Annotated in this window: 17 protein-coding genes and 1 riboswitch; of the genes, 9 read left to right on the forward strand and 8 right to left on the reverse strand. The window is 67.3% G+C overall.

What is annotated here, in order from left to right; all coding sequences use genetic code 11:
- Positions 1–72 precede the first annotated feature (72 nt).
- Positions 73–888 carry a septation protein SepH gene (sepH, locus tag G6N36_RS17220; protein WP_163687978.1) on the forward strand — a complete coding sequence of 272 codons (816 nt, stop codon included), beginning with the start codon at positions 73–75 and terminating at the stop codon, positions 886–888.
- A 63-nt stretch (positions 889–951) separates the two neighbouring features.
- On the opposite strand, the gene G6N36_RS17225 is transcribed toward sepH, so the two are convergent.
- The 3 genes from G6N36_RS17225 to G6N36_RS17235 are packed head-to-tail and all read right to left on the reverse strand — an operon-like array spanning position 952 to position 2,503.
- Positions 952–1,224 carry a DUF2537 domain-containing protein gene (locus tag G6N36_RS17225; protein ID WP_163687980.1) on the reverse strand — a complete coding sequence of 91 codons (273 nt, stop codon included), beginning with the start codon at positions 1,222–1,224 and terminating at the stop codon, positions 952–954.
- Positions 1,221–2,036 carry a TrmH family RNA methyltransferase gene (locus G6N36_RS17230; RefSeq protein ID WP_163687983.1) on the reverse strand — a complete coding sequence of 272 codons (816 nt, stop codon included), beginning with the start codon at positions 2,034–2,036 and terminating at the stop codon, positions 1,221–1,223. Before G6N36_RS17230 ends, G6N36_RS17225 begins: the two co-directional genes overlap by 4 nt.
- 35 nt (positions 2,037–2,071) lie before the next feature.
- Positions 2,072–2,503 (reverse strand): Rv0880 family HTH-type transcriptional regulator, encoded by a 432-nt coding sequence (locus tag G6N36_RS17235; protein WP_163687985.1) that lies wholly within the window; start codon positions 2,501–2,503, stop codon positions 2,072–2,074.
- A gap of 60 nt (positions 2,504–2,563) precedes the next feature.
- On the opposite strand from G6N36_RS17235, the gene G6N36_RS17240 reads away from it, so the two are divergent.
- The gene (locus tag G6N36_RS17240; RefSeq protein WP_163687987.1) at positions 2,564–2,803 is read left to right on the forward strand and encodes a DUF2530 domain-containing protein; all 240 of its coding nucleotides are present in this window, start codon (positions 2,564–2,566) and stop codon (positions 2,801–2,803) included.
- 27 nt (positions 2,804–2,830) lie between these two features.
- A complete protein-coding gene (locus tag G6N36_RS17245; protein WP_163687989.1) occupies positions 2,831–3,286 on the forward strand; it encodes an SRPBCC family protein in 456 nt (151 codons plus the stop codon).
- Here the strand turns inward: G6N36_RS17245 and G6N36_RS17250 are convergent.
- Positions 3,283–4,275: an IS481 family transposase gene (locus G6N36_RS17250; protein ID WP_163687991.1), complete on the reverse strand. Its 993-nt coding sequence runs from the start codon at positions 4,273–4,275 to the stop codon at positions 3,283–3,285. The genes G6N36_RS17245 and G6N36_RS17250 overlap by 4 nt on opposite strands.
- 125 nt (positions 4,276–4,400) lie before the next feature.
- The gene (locus tag G6N36_RS17255; protein ID WP_163687993.1) at positions 4,401–5,198 is read right to left on the reverse strand and encodes a DUF3027 domain-containing protein; all 798 of its coding nucleotides are present in this window, start codon (positions 5,196–5,198) and stop codon (positions 4,401–4,403) included.
- 88 nt (positions 5,199–5,286) lie between these two features.
- On the opposite strand from G6N36_RS17255, the gene G6N36_RS17260 reads away from it, so the two are divergent.
- The gene (locus tag G6N36_RS17260) at positions 5,287–7,002 is read left to right on the forward strand and encodes an MFS transporter (RefSeq protein ID WP_163687995.1); all 1,716 of its coding nucleotides are present in this window, start codon (positions 5,287–5,289) and stop codon (positions 7,000–7,002) included.
- Positions 6,999–7,493: a DUF2771 domain-containing protein gene (locus G6N36_RS17265; RefSeq protein ID WP_163687996.1), complete on the forward strand. Its 495-nt coding sequence runs from the start codon at positions 6,999–7,001 to the stop codon at positions 7,491–7,493. Before G6N36_RS17260 ends, G6N36_RS17265 begins: the two co-directional genes overlap by 4 nt.
- Here G6N36_RS17265 and G6N36_RS17270 read toward each other — a convergent pair.
- Positions 7,478–8,482: a glutathione S-transferase family protein gene (locus tag G6N36_RS17270; RefSeq protein ID WP_163687998.1), complete on the reverse strand. Its 1,005-nt coding sequence runs from the start codon at positions 8,480–8,482 to the stop codon at positions 7,478–7,480. The genes G6N36_RS17265 and G6N36_RS17270 overlap by 16 nt on opposite strands.
- Before the next feature lie 36 nt (positions 8,483–8,518).
- Positions 8,519–8,929 carry a cold-shock protein gene (locus G6N36_RS17275; RefSeq protein ID WP_083127806.1) on the reverse strand — a complete coding sequence of 137 codons (411 nt, stop codon included), beginning with the start codon at positions 8,927–8,929 and terminating at the stop codon, positions 8,519–8,521.
- A 145-nt stretch (positions 8,930–9,074) separates the two neighbouring features.
- Here G6N36_RS17275 and G6N36_RS17280 point away from each other — a divergent pair, with 145 nt between their 5' ends.
- The 4 genes from G6N36_RS17280 (at position 9,075) to G6N36_RS17295 (ending at position 12,807) form a co-directional block, all read left to right on the forward strand.
- Positions 9,075–9,491, forward strand: coding sequence for a YccF domain-containing protein (locus G6N36_RS17280; RefSeq protein WP_163688001.1), 417 nt, complete (start codon positions 9,075–9,077; stop codon positions 9,489–9,491).
- Positions 9,488–10,537 carry a GTP 3',8-cyclase MoaA gene (gene moaA / locus G6N36_RS17285; protein ID WP_163688004.1) on the forward strand — a complete coding sequence of 350 codons (1,050 nt, stop codon included), beginning with the start codon at positions 9,488–9,490 and terminating at the stop codon, positions 10,535–10,537. The genes G6N36_RS17280 and moaA overlap by 4 nt, the downstream gene beginning before the upstream one ends.
- A 2-nt stretch (positions 10,538–10,539) precedes the next feature.
- Positions 10,540–10,824, forward strand: a complete 285-nt coding sequence (locus G6N36_RS17290) for a MoaD/ThiS family protein (RefSeq protein ID WP_179964804.1) — start codon at positions 10,540–10,542, stop codon at positions 10,822–10,824.
- Between the two features lie 253 nt (positions 10,825–11,077).
- A riboswitch (cyclic di-AMP (ydaO/yuaA leader) is annotated at positions 11,078–11,258 on the forward strand.
- A gap of 10 nt (positions 11,259–11,268) precedes the next feature.
- Positions 11,269–12,807: a transglycosylase family protein gene (locus G6N36_RS17295; protein ID WP_163688006.1), complete on the forward strand. Its 1,539-nt coding sequence runs from the start codon at positions 11,269–11,271 to the stop codon at positions 12,805–12,807.
- Between the two features lie 9 nt (positions 12,808–12,816).
- Here the strand turns inward: G6N36_RS17295 and G6N36_RS17300 are convergent, their stop codons facing one another.
- The gene (locus G6N36_RS17300; RefSeq protein WP_163685615.1) at positions 12,817–13,809 is read right to left on the reverse strand and encodes an IS481 family transposase; all 993 of its coding nucleotides are present in this window, start codon (positions 13,807–13,809) and stop codon (positions 12,817–12,819) included.
- Positions 13,810–13,865: the final 56 nt, after the last annotated feature.

Here is a 13,865-nt window from a genome sequence, read left to right on the forward strand (position 1 = left end):
CTACCTGGTAACAGGCGGATAACGCAGTAGGGTCGCGTGATCGGGCATCGTAGCCGCCCGGAGGAGGTCGACATGCGCAAACTCAAAGTCGTTGGACTCGACGTCGACGGCAGACAAATCATCTGCGAGGCCGACGACTCCGGCGAGAAGTTCCTGCTGGTCCCCGATGACCGGTTGCGGGCCGCCGCGCGCGGCGACAAGACCGGTTCCACGCCATCCCGGGAAACTTCTCAAACCAACGACGAGGGTCCAAGCGTGCTGCGTCCCAAAGAGATTCAGGCCAAGATCCGCGCAGGTGCTTCCGTCGAGCAGGTCGCCGCGGCCTCCGGCGTCGATTTGAGCCGCGTCGAGCGATTTGCTCATCCGGTCCTGCTGGAGCGGTCGAGAGCGGCCGAGCTGGCGACGGCGGCGCACCCGGTGCTGGCCGACGGCCCCTCGGTGCTGACGCTGTTGGAGACGGTGACGACGTCCCTGATCGCCCGCGGTCTGGGCGCCGAGGCCACCAACTGGGACGCCTGGCGCAACGAAGACGGACGCTGGACCGTCCAGATGGCATGGAAAGCGGGCCTGTCCGACAACGTCGCGCATTTCCGGTTCACCCCGGGCGCACACGGCGGCACGGTGACTGCGGCCGACGACTCGGCATCCGAACTCATCGACCCGAACTTCGCGCGTCCATTGCGGCCGGTCGCTGCGGTGCCACACTTCGAGCTGGAGGACGAGCCGGAGCCGGTCGCCGAACCTGAGCTGGACCTCAGGCCGGAGTCCGAGCCAGAACCGGAGCCGACACCGCCTGCCGCGCCGAAGCCACGCGCACGCAAGGGCAAGCCGGCAGTGCCCGCGTGGGAGGACGTGCTGCTTGGCGTGCGGTCCAGCGGCCAGCGCTGACGCTTGGCTGGCTGAGGCGCTGATCGACGCCGGCTGAGCCGGGATTCGAACAGGTGAATCCCGTTATCCCGCAAGGGCGATAGCGATGGCGGTGACCCATGCGCAGGCCACCCCGACGGCGGCGCCCAGAACGAACCAGCGCCAGACGGGTCGCTTACGCCATTCCCACACAGTCGGCGTCAGGCCGCCGACGGCGACCAGATTGAGGCCGACGGCCAACATCGGGTGCACCCTTGTCAGCCCCACGCTCAGCACGACGATGGCGGCACCAACGACCGCGGCGACGAATGCGGACACCGTCAGGCCCATCGCCCACGGAGTCGAATCGTCGGTCACCGGTTCAATCTAACCCGTTCGTAGAAGGCCAAGGCCGCGGCGGTGGCCACGTTGAGCGAGTCGGTGCCGCGCGACATCGCGATGCGCACCCTCACGTCACTGGCCCGCATCGCGCGTTCGGACAACCCCGGTCCCTCCGCACCGACTAGCACCGCTACGCGATGATCGGCCATATCGGTCATCGCGTCAGACAGTGTGCCAGCAGATGGATCGGGTGTCATCGCGAGCAGGCGAAAGCCGCTGTCCCGCAACATCTCCAGATCCTCCGGCCAATCATCCGCCCATGCGTAGGGCACCAGCAGGGCATGTCCCATCGACACCCGGACGGCACGTCGGTACAGAGGATCCGCGCATCCCGTGCCAAACACGATCGCGTCGACGTCGAGGCCGGCGGCATTGCGGAAGATCGATCCGAGGTTCTCGTGATCGTTGACGCCCTCGAGAACGGCGATGGTCCTAGCGGTCTCGATCACCTGCGACACCGTCAGCTCGGGTGGGCGCGACGCCGACGCCAACACTCCGCGGTTGAGATGAAAACCCACCACGTCGGCCATCACGTCGGCGCTCACGCGGTAGTAGGGCGCCGCGACGCCGTCCAGGTCGGCGGCCAGTTCTGCCAGGCGCCGGTCCGTGCCAAGCAGGGCCCGCGGCGTGAACCGTGATACGAGCATGCGCTGCGCGACCAGCACACCCTCGGCGATGACCAGGCCTTTGCCGGTCGGCAGGTCAGGTCTGCGGTCCACGCTGTTGAGATCGCGAAAGTCGTCCAGCCGCGGATCTGCGGGGTCGAAGACGTCGATTACTTCGGACAATCCCGCTCGCTACGCTCGTGCCCGCCCAATACCGCTCACGCGCTTTCGTCGACCATCGCCGACATCAGGTCAGCAGCGGTCAGGAGTGCCTCACGTTGTGCGGGATCGAGTTTGGCCAGCCGCTGCGACAGCCACTCCTGGCTCGCGCGGCGCTCGGCCTCGATCAACTCGACACCCGCCGGGGACACCGACACCAGGACCTGGCGTCGGTCGTCGGGATGCGCCATCCGCGCGACGAGGCCTAGTTCGCACAGCGATCCGATCACCCGAGTCATCGAAGGTGGACGCACGCGTTCCTTCTCGGCTAACACGCCCGGCGTCATCGGACCCTCCTTGGCGAGGGTCGATAGCGCCGACAGCTGAGAGAGCGATACATGCGAATCCGGTCGTCGGAAGCGCAATTGGCGGGCCAGGCGAATGACCGCGAGCGACAGATCGCTCGCCAAGCGACCGTCGGGTTCTTTCACGAGGCAAAGAGTACATAGCAGTGCTGAAGAAAAGAAAGGTTATGGGTTAGGTTTCAATCGATGACCCCGCAACCACCTGCCCTGCCGCCTGTCCTGCTGAAGCAGTGGCCGGTGATCGCTGTGATCACGACGGGCTGGCTGATCGCCACGTTGTTGGCCTTCACGGTGCCCGCACTGCACGGCTGTCGGCCATTCGCGATCGCCGGACTCGGCGTCGGCGTGCTTGGCACATCGATCTTTCTGTGGCAGCGTCGGGCGGTGCGCCGCGGGTCGCGCGGCGCGCAGAGCGGACTCGACTGAATTCGTCTGACACCCAAGGAGGTAGCGATGGCAGAGCCGCTGTTGCAAGCTCAAGTTGAAATCAACGCTCCGGTGACGAAGGTCTGGTCGCTGGTTTCCGATCTGAGCAAGATGCCGCAGTGGAGCCCGCAGTGCCGGCTGATGAAGACTCTCGGCGGTCCACCGCGTCAAGGCAGCCGGACGATCAACCTCAACCGGCGCAAGTACCTCATGTGGCCGACCACCAGCCGCATCACCGAGTTCATACCCGACAAGAAGCTGGCCTTCCGGGTGAACGAGAACGGGACCATCTGGAGCTACGAGCTCGAGCCCACCGAGACCGGAACCCGGCTGATCGAAACGCGGCACGCGGAAAACGGCGTGAAAGCGTTGTCCAACGCGACGGTGAACGCATTGATGGGTGGCGTGCCCAACTTCGAGCGCGAACTCGTCGAAGGAATGAACGAGTCGCTGTCGCGGATCAAGGCCGCGGCCGAGCGCTAGTTGTACTGCCCAGGCAGGTTGGTCAACCGGGTGATGGGTGGGACCTTGCCGATTGCCGAGTGTTGCCGGTGGTGATTGTAGGTATGTAGCCAGGCCGATAGGGCTGAGCGGCGGGTGCGTTCGTTGGGGTAGTGCCGGGCGAAGGCCCATTCGGCGGCCATGGTGCGGTGGAAGCGCTCTATTTTGCCGTTGGTCTGGGGACGGTAGGCGCGGGTGCGTTTGTGCGCGATGTGCAGGTCCGCGCAGGCGTCGCGCCATGCGTAGGACTTGTAGCAGGCTCCGTTGTCCGACAGCACCTGCTCGACATGGACGCCGCGGGTACCAAACCATCCCACCGCCCGGCGCAGCACCCCGATCGCGGTCTGAGCGGTTTCGTCGTCGTGGATCTCGGCGTAGGCGACCCGGGAATGATCATCGATCACCGTGTGCACGTAGGCATGCCCGAGGATCGGTTGGTAGCGGTGATTGCGCCGGACCTCAGAAGTCCCATGGCGATTGCGTTTGCCGCGTGCTCGACCGACGAACCGCCAACCCCCGCCGTCGGGGATGTTGCCCAGTTTCTTGACATCGACATGCAGCATCGCGCCGGGGTGGCCGTGCTCGTAGCGGCGGATCGGCTCGCCGGTACGGATATCGATGTGAGACAACCGGTTCAGCCGACACCGCACCAGCACCGCGTGCACGGTCGAAGCCGGCATCGACAGCCGCGAAGCGATCGCCATGGGTGAGAGACGATGCCGCCACCGCAACTCCACAATGCGGCGCACCACCGGCGCCGGTGTCCGATTGGGGCAGTGATGCGGCCGGCTGGATCGATCAGTCATCCCGGCAGCACCCATCGCCGCATAGCGCGATGCCCACCGCTGCGCGGTACGCCATGACACGTGGAAGTGCTCAGCGGCCCGCACGATGGGCCAGCCCTCCTCGACGACACGACGGGCCAGCATTAGACGCCCGCGAGGAGTCAAAACAGCATTAGCGTGGACCACGAAGGCCTCCTGATCGTTGCGGTGAAGTGGTAGCAGCTCCACTCCACGACGGGAGGCCTTCACCTATCAACGACCGCTACAGCGTGTCGTCACAATTCCTCAACCAACCTGCCTGGGCAGTACAGCTAGTCGGCCGGTTCCGTGAGGTCCAGGACGCCGTCGTCGTAGGGATCGAAGAGCGGCGTACCGCTGCCCGGCGGCTGAGGCGTATCCGAATGAGCACCGCAGCCGTACTCAGCGTCGACCACGTGGCCGTCGGCGGACATCTCGTTGGCGCACACTCCGAACATCAACCCGAGCGATCCCGACACCGGGAGATAGAACCCGCAGTCGCGGCACACGCGGCGCGTCGACCGTGCCATCGCGGAACCGGGCCCGTAATCGCCGTCGTGCCAGCGCTGCGCGGCGTCGGCGCGGCCCCACGGGCCGAGCACCTGCCTACGGCCGAAGCCCACTTCCGCGGCCACCTCGTCGACCTCGGGGTCCCCGCTGGACATGAAGCCGGGTACGAGCCGCGGGTCGTCGGCTGAGGGAGCGAGCAGATCGCCGGGGCGGAGGTCGCCGGGCTTGACGCGCTCGTTCCAGGGCACCCACTTCGGTGCGAGCAGCGCTGTAGGACCGGGCACCAGCACGACCTCACTGATGGTGGCGTGATCGGCGCCCGGGCACGCTGCCACGACGACGGCCCACTGCCAGCCGCGATATCCAGGCATGTCGGCGAGGAACCTGTGGGTAGCCGCGGTCGGATCGTCGAAACCGGCACCGAGATACTCCCCGACGGTGTCCTCACCGCTGAACTCGACGATCGCGGCACGCGCGTCGTCGACGGAGCCCAGCAGCACCGTCTCCAGGTCAGGCCGGGGCACAGCATCCCCGCCAGAGGAGGCCACGCCGTTCTCGGCGGATTCCGTCACGCTGTCCATCGGTACTGATTTTGCCGTAGCCGCCGGCAAGTAGCCACACCGGTCGGCCGCACGTGCGCTGTCGCCTCTATGGGGGACAATCTTTTCTGTGACCGGACCGCGTCGTGAGGACAGGGATCGGGCGGGTTCGCGTGAGTCCGGCGGTCTCCCGCCCAACCCGCCCGGTTATTACCCGCCCCGCCCGCCCGCCGGCGGCCGGGAACACCCGGGGATGGCCAATTACCCCAGCAATCCCGGCGTCGGCGGCCAACGCCGGGCGCGGCCGAATCCCACGCCGAGCGCCAATCGATGGCTGCCACCGCTCGATGAGTCGGCACGATCACGCGCATCCGGCCCCCCGCACGGGTCCGTCGGCGCCGGGGCGGGCGAACGGATCACGGTGACCAGAGCCGCCGCCCAGCGCAGCCGCGAGATGGGCTCCAAGATGTACGGCCTGGTGCACCGCGCCGCCACGGCCGACGGCGCCGACAAGTCCGGGCTGACTGCACTCACGTGGCCGGTGGTCGCCAACTTCGCGGTCGACGCGGCGATGGCCGTCGCACTGGCCGACACGTTGTTCTTCGCAGCGGCGTCCGGCGAGAGCAAGGGCAAGGTGGCGCTGTACCTGCTCATCACGATCGCGCCGTTCGCAGTCATCGCTCCCCTGATCGGCCCCGCCCTGGATCGGCTGCAGCACGGCCGCCGGCTCGCACTCGCGACGTCGTTCATCCTGCGCACCGCGCTTGTGGTGGTGTTGATCGCCAACTTCGACGGTGCCACCGGCAGCTTCCCGCCGTGGGTGCTCTACCCGTGTGCATTGGGAATGATGGTGCTGTCCAAGTCATTCAGCGTGTTGCGCAGCGCGGTGACTCCGCGGGTGCTACCGCCGACCATCGACCTGGTCCGGGTGAATTCTCGGCTGACGATGTTCGGCTTGCTCGGTGGAACGATGGTCGGCGGCGCGGTTGCCGCGGCAGCCCAGTATCTCTTCCGCGTACTGGAATTGCCCGGCGCGCTGTACGTCGTCGTCGCAGTCTCGGTGGCGGGCGCCGCATTGTCGATGCGAATCCCCAAGTGGGTCGAGGTGACCGAGGGGGAAGTGCCCGCGACGCTGAGCTATCACGGTCGCACCGGTGAGCTGCGCCGCGAGCCAGCACCGTACAACTCGGCCCCGGCACGACAACCGTTGGGCCGCAACACGATCACTGCGCTGTGGGGTAACTGCACCATCAAGGTGATGGTGGGCTTCCTCTTCCTCTACCCGGCCTTTTACGCGAAATCGCACGACGCCAGCGGTTGGGAACAGCTGCGCATCCTCGGCATGATCGGTGCGGCAGCCGCTATCGGAAACTTCATCGGCAACCTGGCCAGCGCGCGGATGAAGCTCGGCCACCCGGCACAGATGGTCGTGCGCTGCACCATCGCGGTCACCGCGAGCGCGCTGGCGACCGCAATCGCAGGCAATCTGCTGGTGGCTGCGATCGGCACGCTGATCACTTCGGGCGCGAGCGCGATCGCGAAGGCGTCGCTCGACGCGTCGTTGCAGGACGACCTCCCCGAACGATCCCGAGCGTCCGCCTTCGGTCGTTCAGAGTCGTTGTTGCAGTTGGCCTGGGTCGCCGGCGGCGCGATCGGCGTGCTGATCTACACCCAATTGTGGGTCGGCTTCACCGGCGTCAGCGCGGTCCTGATCCTGGGCCTCGCGCAGACGGTGGTGAGCTATCGCGGCGACTCGCTGATCCCCGGCCTCGGCGGTAACCGTCCGGTCCTGGCCGAGCAGGAGGGCGGACGGCGCCCGGACAATGCTGCGGTGGCGCCGGAGTGAAACGCGTTCTCGCCGTCCTGGCGGTCGTGGTCGTCATCGCGTCCGCGGCCACGGGTGTGTTGATCTGGCGGCTGGCTCAGCACCCTCCGCCCAAGCACCCGGAGATCAGTGCCTACACCGACGGACAGCTCGTACGGGTCGGGCCGTACAGCTATTGCGACGTGGTGAACCTCAACGACTGCGAAACCCCGCAAACGATAGGCGAACTCGCTGTCGACGGGCGGCACCCCGTGCAACTGTCCGTGCCGCCGGCGATCTCGGACGCACCCTGGCTGCTCGGCCGCACGTACGAGGGCTCCGACGTGCTCGAGGAGTTCACGCCGGGCAGCACGCTTGCGGTCACCATCCCGACCGTCGACCCGCATCGTGGAAAGCTCACGGGCTTCGTCGTGCAGCTGCCCACGATCGTCGTCGACCAGGACGGCAACGAGTTGCCGGCATGGCATGCGGAGTGGTCGGTGCGAACCGTCTGGCCTCAGCCCGCTGAATGACCGGCGGGCACACGCTCGCCATCGCGCGTCGGCCCCGGCGGAGTGCCATCGCCAAACGGCCTGCCGCCCAATGCTTCCCGGCCATGCGGGGTCAACCAGTTGGACAGTTCCGGGCCTTTCGGCACGACCTGCGTCGGGTTGATGTCTTTGTGCACGATGTAGTAGTGCTGCTTGATCTGCACGAAATCGGTGGTGTCGCCGAAGCCGGGGGTCTGGAAAAGGTCGCGGGCGTAGGCCCACAACACCGGCAACTCGGAGAGCTTGTTGCGGTTGCACTTGAAGTGGCCGTGGTAGACGGGGTCGAAGCGGGCCAGTGTCGTGAAGAGCCGGACATCGGCCTCAGTGATGGTGTCGCCGACCAGATATCGCTGATTCTCCAGCCGCTCGGAAAGCCAGTCCAGCGCGGTGAACAGCCGGTCGTAGGCGTTGTCGTAGGCGTCCTGGGAGCCGGCGAATCCGCACCGGTACACGCCGTTGTTCACCTCGGTGTAGATGCGCTTGGCGACCTCGTCGATCTCGTCGCGCAGGTGTTCTGGATACAACTGCGGCGCGCCCTCGCGGTGGAACTTCGTCCACTCGGTCGAGAAGTCCAGCGTTATCTGAGCGAAGTCGTTGGTCACCACCTCCCCCGTCGGCACGTCGACGATCGAGGGCACCGTGATGCCCTTCGCGTAGTCGGGGAACCGCTTGAGGAAGGCGTCCTTGAGGCGCGGAATCTTCAGCACCGGGTCGACGCCGCCGGGGTCCAGGTCGAACGTCCAGCTGTCCTCGTCGTGGGTGGGGCCGCAAAAGCCAATGGAGAGACTGTCTTCGAGCCCCAGCAGCCGCCGCACGATGATCGTGCGGTTGGCCCACGGGCAGGCCCGCGCGACGACCAGTCGGTACCGGCCGGCCTCGACGGGATACCCGTCGCGACCGTCGGCAGTGATTCGCGTGGTGATGTAATTCGTGTCGCGGTTGAAATCGCCACCGCTGGCGACATAGCTCATGTCTCCAGCATGCCCGAACCGCTGGGCGGCGACGTGTCAGGCGTCGAGCTCGCTTGCGACCGCGCGCACCACTTCGGACACCCGCCGCGCGACCTTGCGATCGGGGTAACGACCCTTGCGCAGCTCGGGCTGAACCGCGCCCTCGAGCAGCGTGATCATGTCTTCGACCATGCCGTGCAGCTCGTCCGGTGTGTGCTTGTGCTCGGCGGCGGCCGCCTCACGACGGGTGCGCGTCAGGCTCGGCGGCGAGTCGATGATCTTCACGCTCAGCGCCTGCGGGCCGCGACGGCCGGCGGCCATCCCGAACTCGACCTTTTGTCCCGCCTTTAGCCCCTCGACGCCGGACGGCAGCGCGGACGAGCGGACGTAGACGTCCTCGCCTTCCTCCTGCGACAGAAAGCCGAAGCCTTTTTCGGCGTCGTACCACTTAACCCGGCCGGTCGGCACTGGTCTCACCTGCTTGTCTTCTGAAGAGCCCAACAAAAGGAAAGCGTCCCGTGCGCAGGGACGCGTCTCGGGTGATCCTACTCGGACCTCGAACCGCCCTCACCCCCTTTACTCGGTAGGCTGGAATGACCGCTGGAGGGAAAAGATGCGCCTGATCCTGAACGTCATATGGTTGGTCTTCGGCGGTCTCTGGCTGGCGTTGGGCTATCTGCTGGCAGCGTTGATCTGCTTCATCCTCATCATCACGATCCCGTTCGGCTTCGCGTCGTTGCGCATTGCGTCCTATGCGCTGTGGCCGTTCGGCCGAACCGTCGTCGACATGCCGGGGACGCGTCCGGGTGCGCTGATCGGGAACATCATCTGGGTCATCCTGTTCGGCATCTGGCTGGCCATCGGCCATCTCGTCAGCGCGGCCGCCATGGCGATCACCATCATCGGCATTCCGCTGGCGCTGGCCAACCTCAAGATGATCCCGGTCTCGTTGCTGCCACTGGGCAAGGAGATTGTCCCGGTCGACAGCCTCAACGGCGGGACGAACCGGCCGATCGGAACCGCCGCATGACGGTTGTCGACCTCGGTGTGCCCTCGCTGGGCCCGGCCGATCCCGCGCCCACCGACGGTCCACTCGTCGACACCTTCGGGCGGATCGCCACCGACCTGCGCGTGTCGCTGACCGACCGGTGCAACCTGCGCTGCACCTACTGCATGCCCGCCGATGGGCTGGACTGGCTGCCCGGCGAACAGTTGCTGGCACCGGCGGAGCTGATCCGGCTGCTAGGCATCGCCGTGACGCGGCTCGGCATCACCAGCGTGCGCTTCACCGGCGGCGAGCCGTTGGTCGCCAAGAATCTGGATGACATCGTCGCGGCCACCGCCGCACTACGCCCGCGGCCCGAGATCACGTTGACCACCAACGGCATTGGGCTTGCCCGGCGCGCAGCGAAGCTGAGGGACGCCGGGCTGGACCGGATCAACGTGTCCCTGGACACCGTGGACGCCGCGCGGTTCAGCCGGATCACCCGCCGCGACCGGTTAAGCGACGTTCTGGAAGGCCTCGAGGCGGCAAAGGCCGCCGGGCTCGATCCGGTCAAGGTGAACGCCGTGCTCGACCCGGAGACGGGTCTGGACGACGCCGTGCAACTGCTGCGGTTCTGTATCGACCACGGATACCAACTGCGCATCATCGAGCAGATGCCGCTCGACGCGGACCATCAGTGGCAGCGCGGCAGGGCCCTGACTGCGGATGACATCCTCGTCGCGTTGCGCCGCCATTTCGATCTCACGCCGAACACTGAGCCGCGAGGTTCGGCGCCCGCAGAACTGTGGCGGGTCGACGGTGACCGGGGCTTGGTGGGCATCATCGCCTCGGTATCGCAGGCGTTCTGCTCGGCGTGCGACCGCACCCGCCTGACCGCTGACGGCCAGGTGCGCAACTGCCTGTTCGCGCGACAGGAGACGGATCTGCGTCACCTGATGCGGAGCGGCGTCGACGACGACAGCCTGGCAGCCGCCTGGCGCGCCGCGATGTGGACCAAGGCTGCCGGGCACGGAATCAATGACCCTGGCTTCGTCCAGCCGGATCGTCCGATGAGCGCAATCGGCGGGTAGGCGTGACCTCTACTTCCAGGACCACGAGGTCCACCGATATCGAGGTGACCGTTCGGTTCTTCGCCGCCGCGAGGGCCGCCGCGGGTAACGAAGTGGAGACGATCCGGCTTCGTCCGCGCACGACGCTCGCCGAGTTGGTCGCGCAACTCGGCGCGCGCGACCAGAATCTCGCGAAAGTGTTGATGCGCTGCTCGTTTCTGCGCGACGGCGTGGCCGTGCGCGACGCCGACGCGACGTTGACGAACGCCGTGACGATCGACGTTCTTCCGCCCTTCGCCGGCGGATGATGGTGATTTACATCACATAACGAAATGATCACAGACTGGCTACGGACAGGTGGAGCGCCCGAAGCACCTGCAAGAACGCCAAAATCTCCTGCGGGTTTAGAGCTTCTTTAGGATTTGCCCAAGGCGAAAACGCCGTTATCTGCAAAAGATGACGCTCACGGGCATACCCATTACCGTCAACTCCCAAGTCCCTCGACCTCAATCGGGTGACCTGCTGTGCCCCGATCGCGCCGAGCTCCGTCCAGTCGGGACCCAGTCAACAACGAACAACTTTGGACGGAGGCGGGGGACCCACCGGTCCACCGAAACGGAAGGACCTGGAGCAGATTTCGGCTCCTTGGGGTGAAGCCGGCGTCGTCTCGACGCCGCCGGCCGGGCAACCTCTCCAGCCCGAACCCGACAGCTGACCTCGCGGGCGCTTGAAGAGAGGACACCAACGCACCTATGAGTGGACGGCATCGTAAGCCCACTGCATCGGCCGTAAACGTCGCGAAGATCGCCTTCACAGGCGCTGTCATGGGCACCGGGGGCCTTGCCCTCGCCGGACAGGCCAACGCCGCCACCGACGGCGAATGGGATCAGGTCGCCAGGTGCGAATCTGGTGGCAACTGGGCGATCAACACCGGCAACGGATACCACGGTGGCCTCCAGTTCTCCCCGAGCACCTGGTCGGGCCACGGCGGCGGCGAGTTCGCGCCTGCCGCGTACCTGGCCACCAAGGAAGAGCAGATTGCCGTCGCCGAGCGGGTGCTCGCCGGTCAGGGCAAGGGCGCATGGCCGTCGTGTGGTGGTCCGCTGTCCGGCCCGACTCCGCGCAATGTGGTCGACGACGCGATCGCCAACCTGAACAATCTGCTGCCGCCCCCGCCGCCGAACCCGTTCGCTCCCCCGCCGCCTCCGCCGCCACCCGCGCCGTTCGACGCGCTGGCCGCTCCGGTTCCGCCGCCACCACCCCCGGCCGCACCACTGCCTCCGCCGCCACCCCCGGCCGACGCGCTGGCCGCACCCGTTCCACCGCCGCCACCCCCGGCCGCACCACTGCCTCCGCCGCCACCCCCGGCCGACGCGCTGGCCGCACCCGTTCCACCGCCGCCACCCCCGGCCGCACCACTGCCTCCGCCGCCGCCGGTCGACCCGATGGCCGCACCCGTTCCACCGCCGCCACCCCCGGCCGCACCACTGCCTCCGCCGCCACCCCCGGCCGACGCGCTGGCCGCACCCGTACCTCCGCCGCCACCGGTCGACCCGATGGCCCCGCCCCCGCCGCCAGCTATCGACGCACTCGCCGCCCCGGTTCCTCCGCCGCCGGTCGACCCGATGGCCCCGCCGCCGCCACCCCCGATCGACGCGCTGGCCGCACCCGTACCTCCGCCGCCGCCGGTCGATCCGATGGCCCCGTCGGCAGACGTCGCGCAGGAGGTGGCGAACTGGGATGTCGCCGAGGGCATGGTGCCTGGCGATCAGCCTGAGGTGTGGGCGTTGCACGCCGACGCTCCGCTTCAGCCCGCGCCGGCGGTTCCTCCGCCGCCCGCCCCGGCCCCGCCGGCACCCGCGCCCGATCCGCTGGCCCAGGTCAACCTTCCGCAGCCCGCCATGGACGTGGCCAACCAGGCCGTGTCCGGTGAGCTCCCCGTGCCCGCCGAGGTTCCGCACCTGCCGAGCCCGGAGAACCTGAACCCGGGGACGACGATCGATCGTGGCGCCGTCACGACCGACAGCCCCAACGTCTCCTACCTCAAGGAGATCTGGCATGCGATCCAGACCCAGGACGTCACCGGCAAGGATGCGTTGCTGGCGCTGACTCAGCGTCCGCTGACAACCCCGGACCGCGCCACCGGTCAGGTGCCGAACCTGCCGGGCCAGCTCCCGCCGGATCCGGCGCTTGCGCCTCCGCCGCCCCCTGCTCCGGCACCGGGGTTGCCCGCGCCGCCGGCACCTGCGGCGCCCGGTGCGCCCCTGCCGCCGCCGCTACCGCCGGCCTGAGTCCACGCTCTAGCTGTACTGCCCAGGCAGGTTGGTCAACCGGGTGATGGGTGGGACCTTGCCGATTGCCGAGTGTTGCCGGTGGTGATTGTAGGTATGTAGCCAGGCCGATAGGGCTGAGCGGCGGGTGCGTTCGTTGGGGTAGTGCCGGGCGAAGGCCCATTCGGCGGCCATGGTGCGGTGGAAGCGCTCTATTTTGCCGTTGGTCTGGGGACGGTAGGCGCGGGTGCGTTTGTGCGCGATGTGCAGGTCCGCGCAGGCGTCGCGCCATGCGTAGGACTTGTAGCAGGCTCCGTTGTCCGACAGCACCTGCTCGACATGGACGCCGCGGGTACCAAACCATCCCACCGCCCGGCGCAGCACCCCGATCGCGGTCTGAGCGGTTTCGTCGTCGTGGATCTCGGCGTAGGCGACCCGGGAATGATCATCGATCACCGTGTGCACGTAGGCATGCCCGAGGATCGGTTGGTAGCGGTGATTGCGCCGGACCTCAGAAGTCCCATGGCGATTGCGTTTGCCGCGTGCTCGACCGACGAACCGCCAACCCCCGCCGTCGGGGATGTTGCCCAGTTTCTTGACATCGACATGCAGCATCGCGCCGGGGTGGCCGTGCTCGTAGCGGCGGATCGGCTCGCCGGTACGGATATCGATGTGAGACAACCGGTTCAGCCGACACCGCACCAGCACCGCGTGCACGGTCGAAGCCGGCATCGACAGCCGCGAAGCGATCGCCATGGGTGAGAGACGATGCCGCCACCGCAACTCCACAATGCGGCGCACCACCGGCGCCGGTGTCCGATTGGGGCAGTGATGCGGCCGGCTGGATCGATCAGTCATCCCGGCAGCACCCATCGCCGCATAGCGCGATGCCCACCGCTGCGCGGTACGCCATGACACGTGGAAGTGCTCAGCGGCCCGCACGATGGGCCAGCCCTCCTCGACGACACGACGGGCCAGCATTAGACGCCCGCGAGGAGTCAAAACAGCATTAGCGTGGACCACGAAGGCCTCCTGATCGTTGCGGTGAAGTGGTAGCAGCTCCACTCCACGACGGGAGG

Source organism: Mycolicibacterium gadium (assembly GCF_010728925.1).
Taxonomy (GTDB): Bacteria; Actinomycetota; Actinomycetes; order Mycobacteriales; family Mycobacteriaceae; genus Mycobacterium; species Mycobacterium gadium.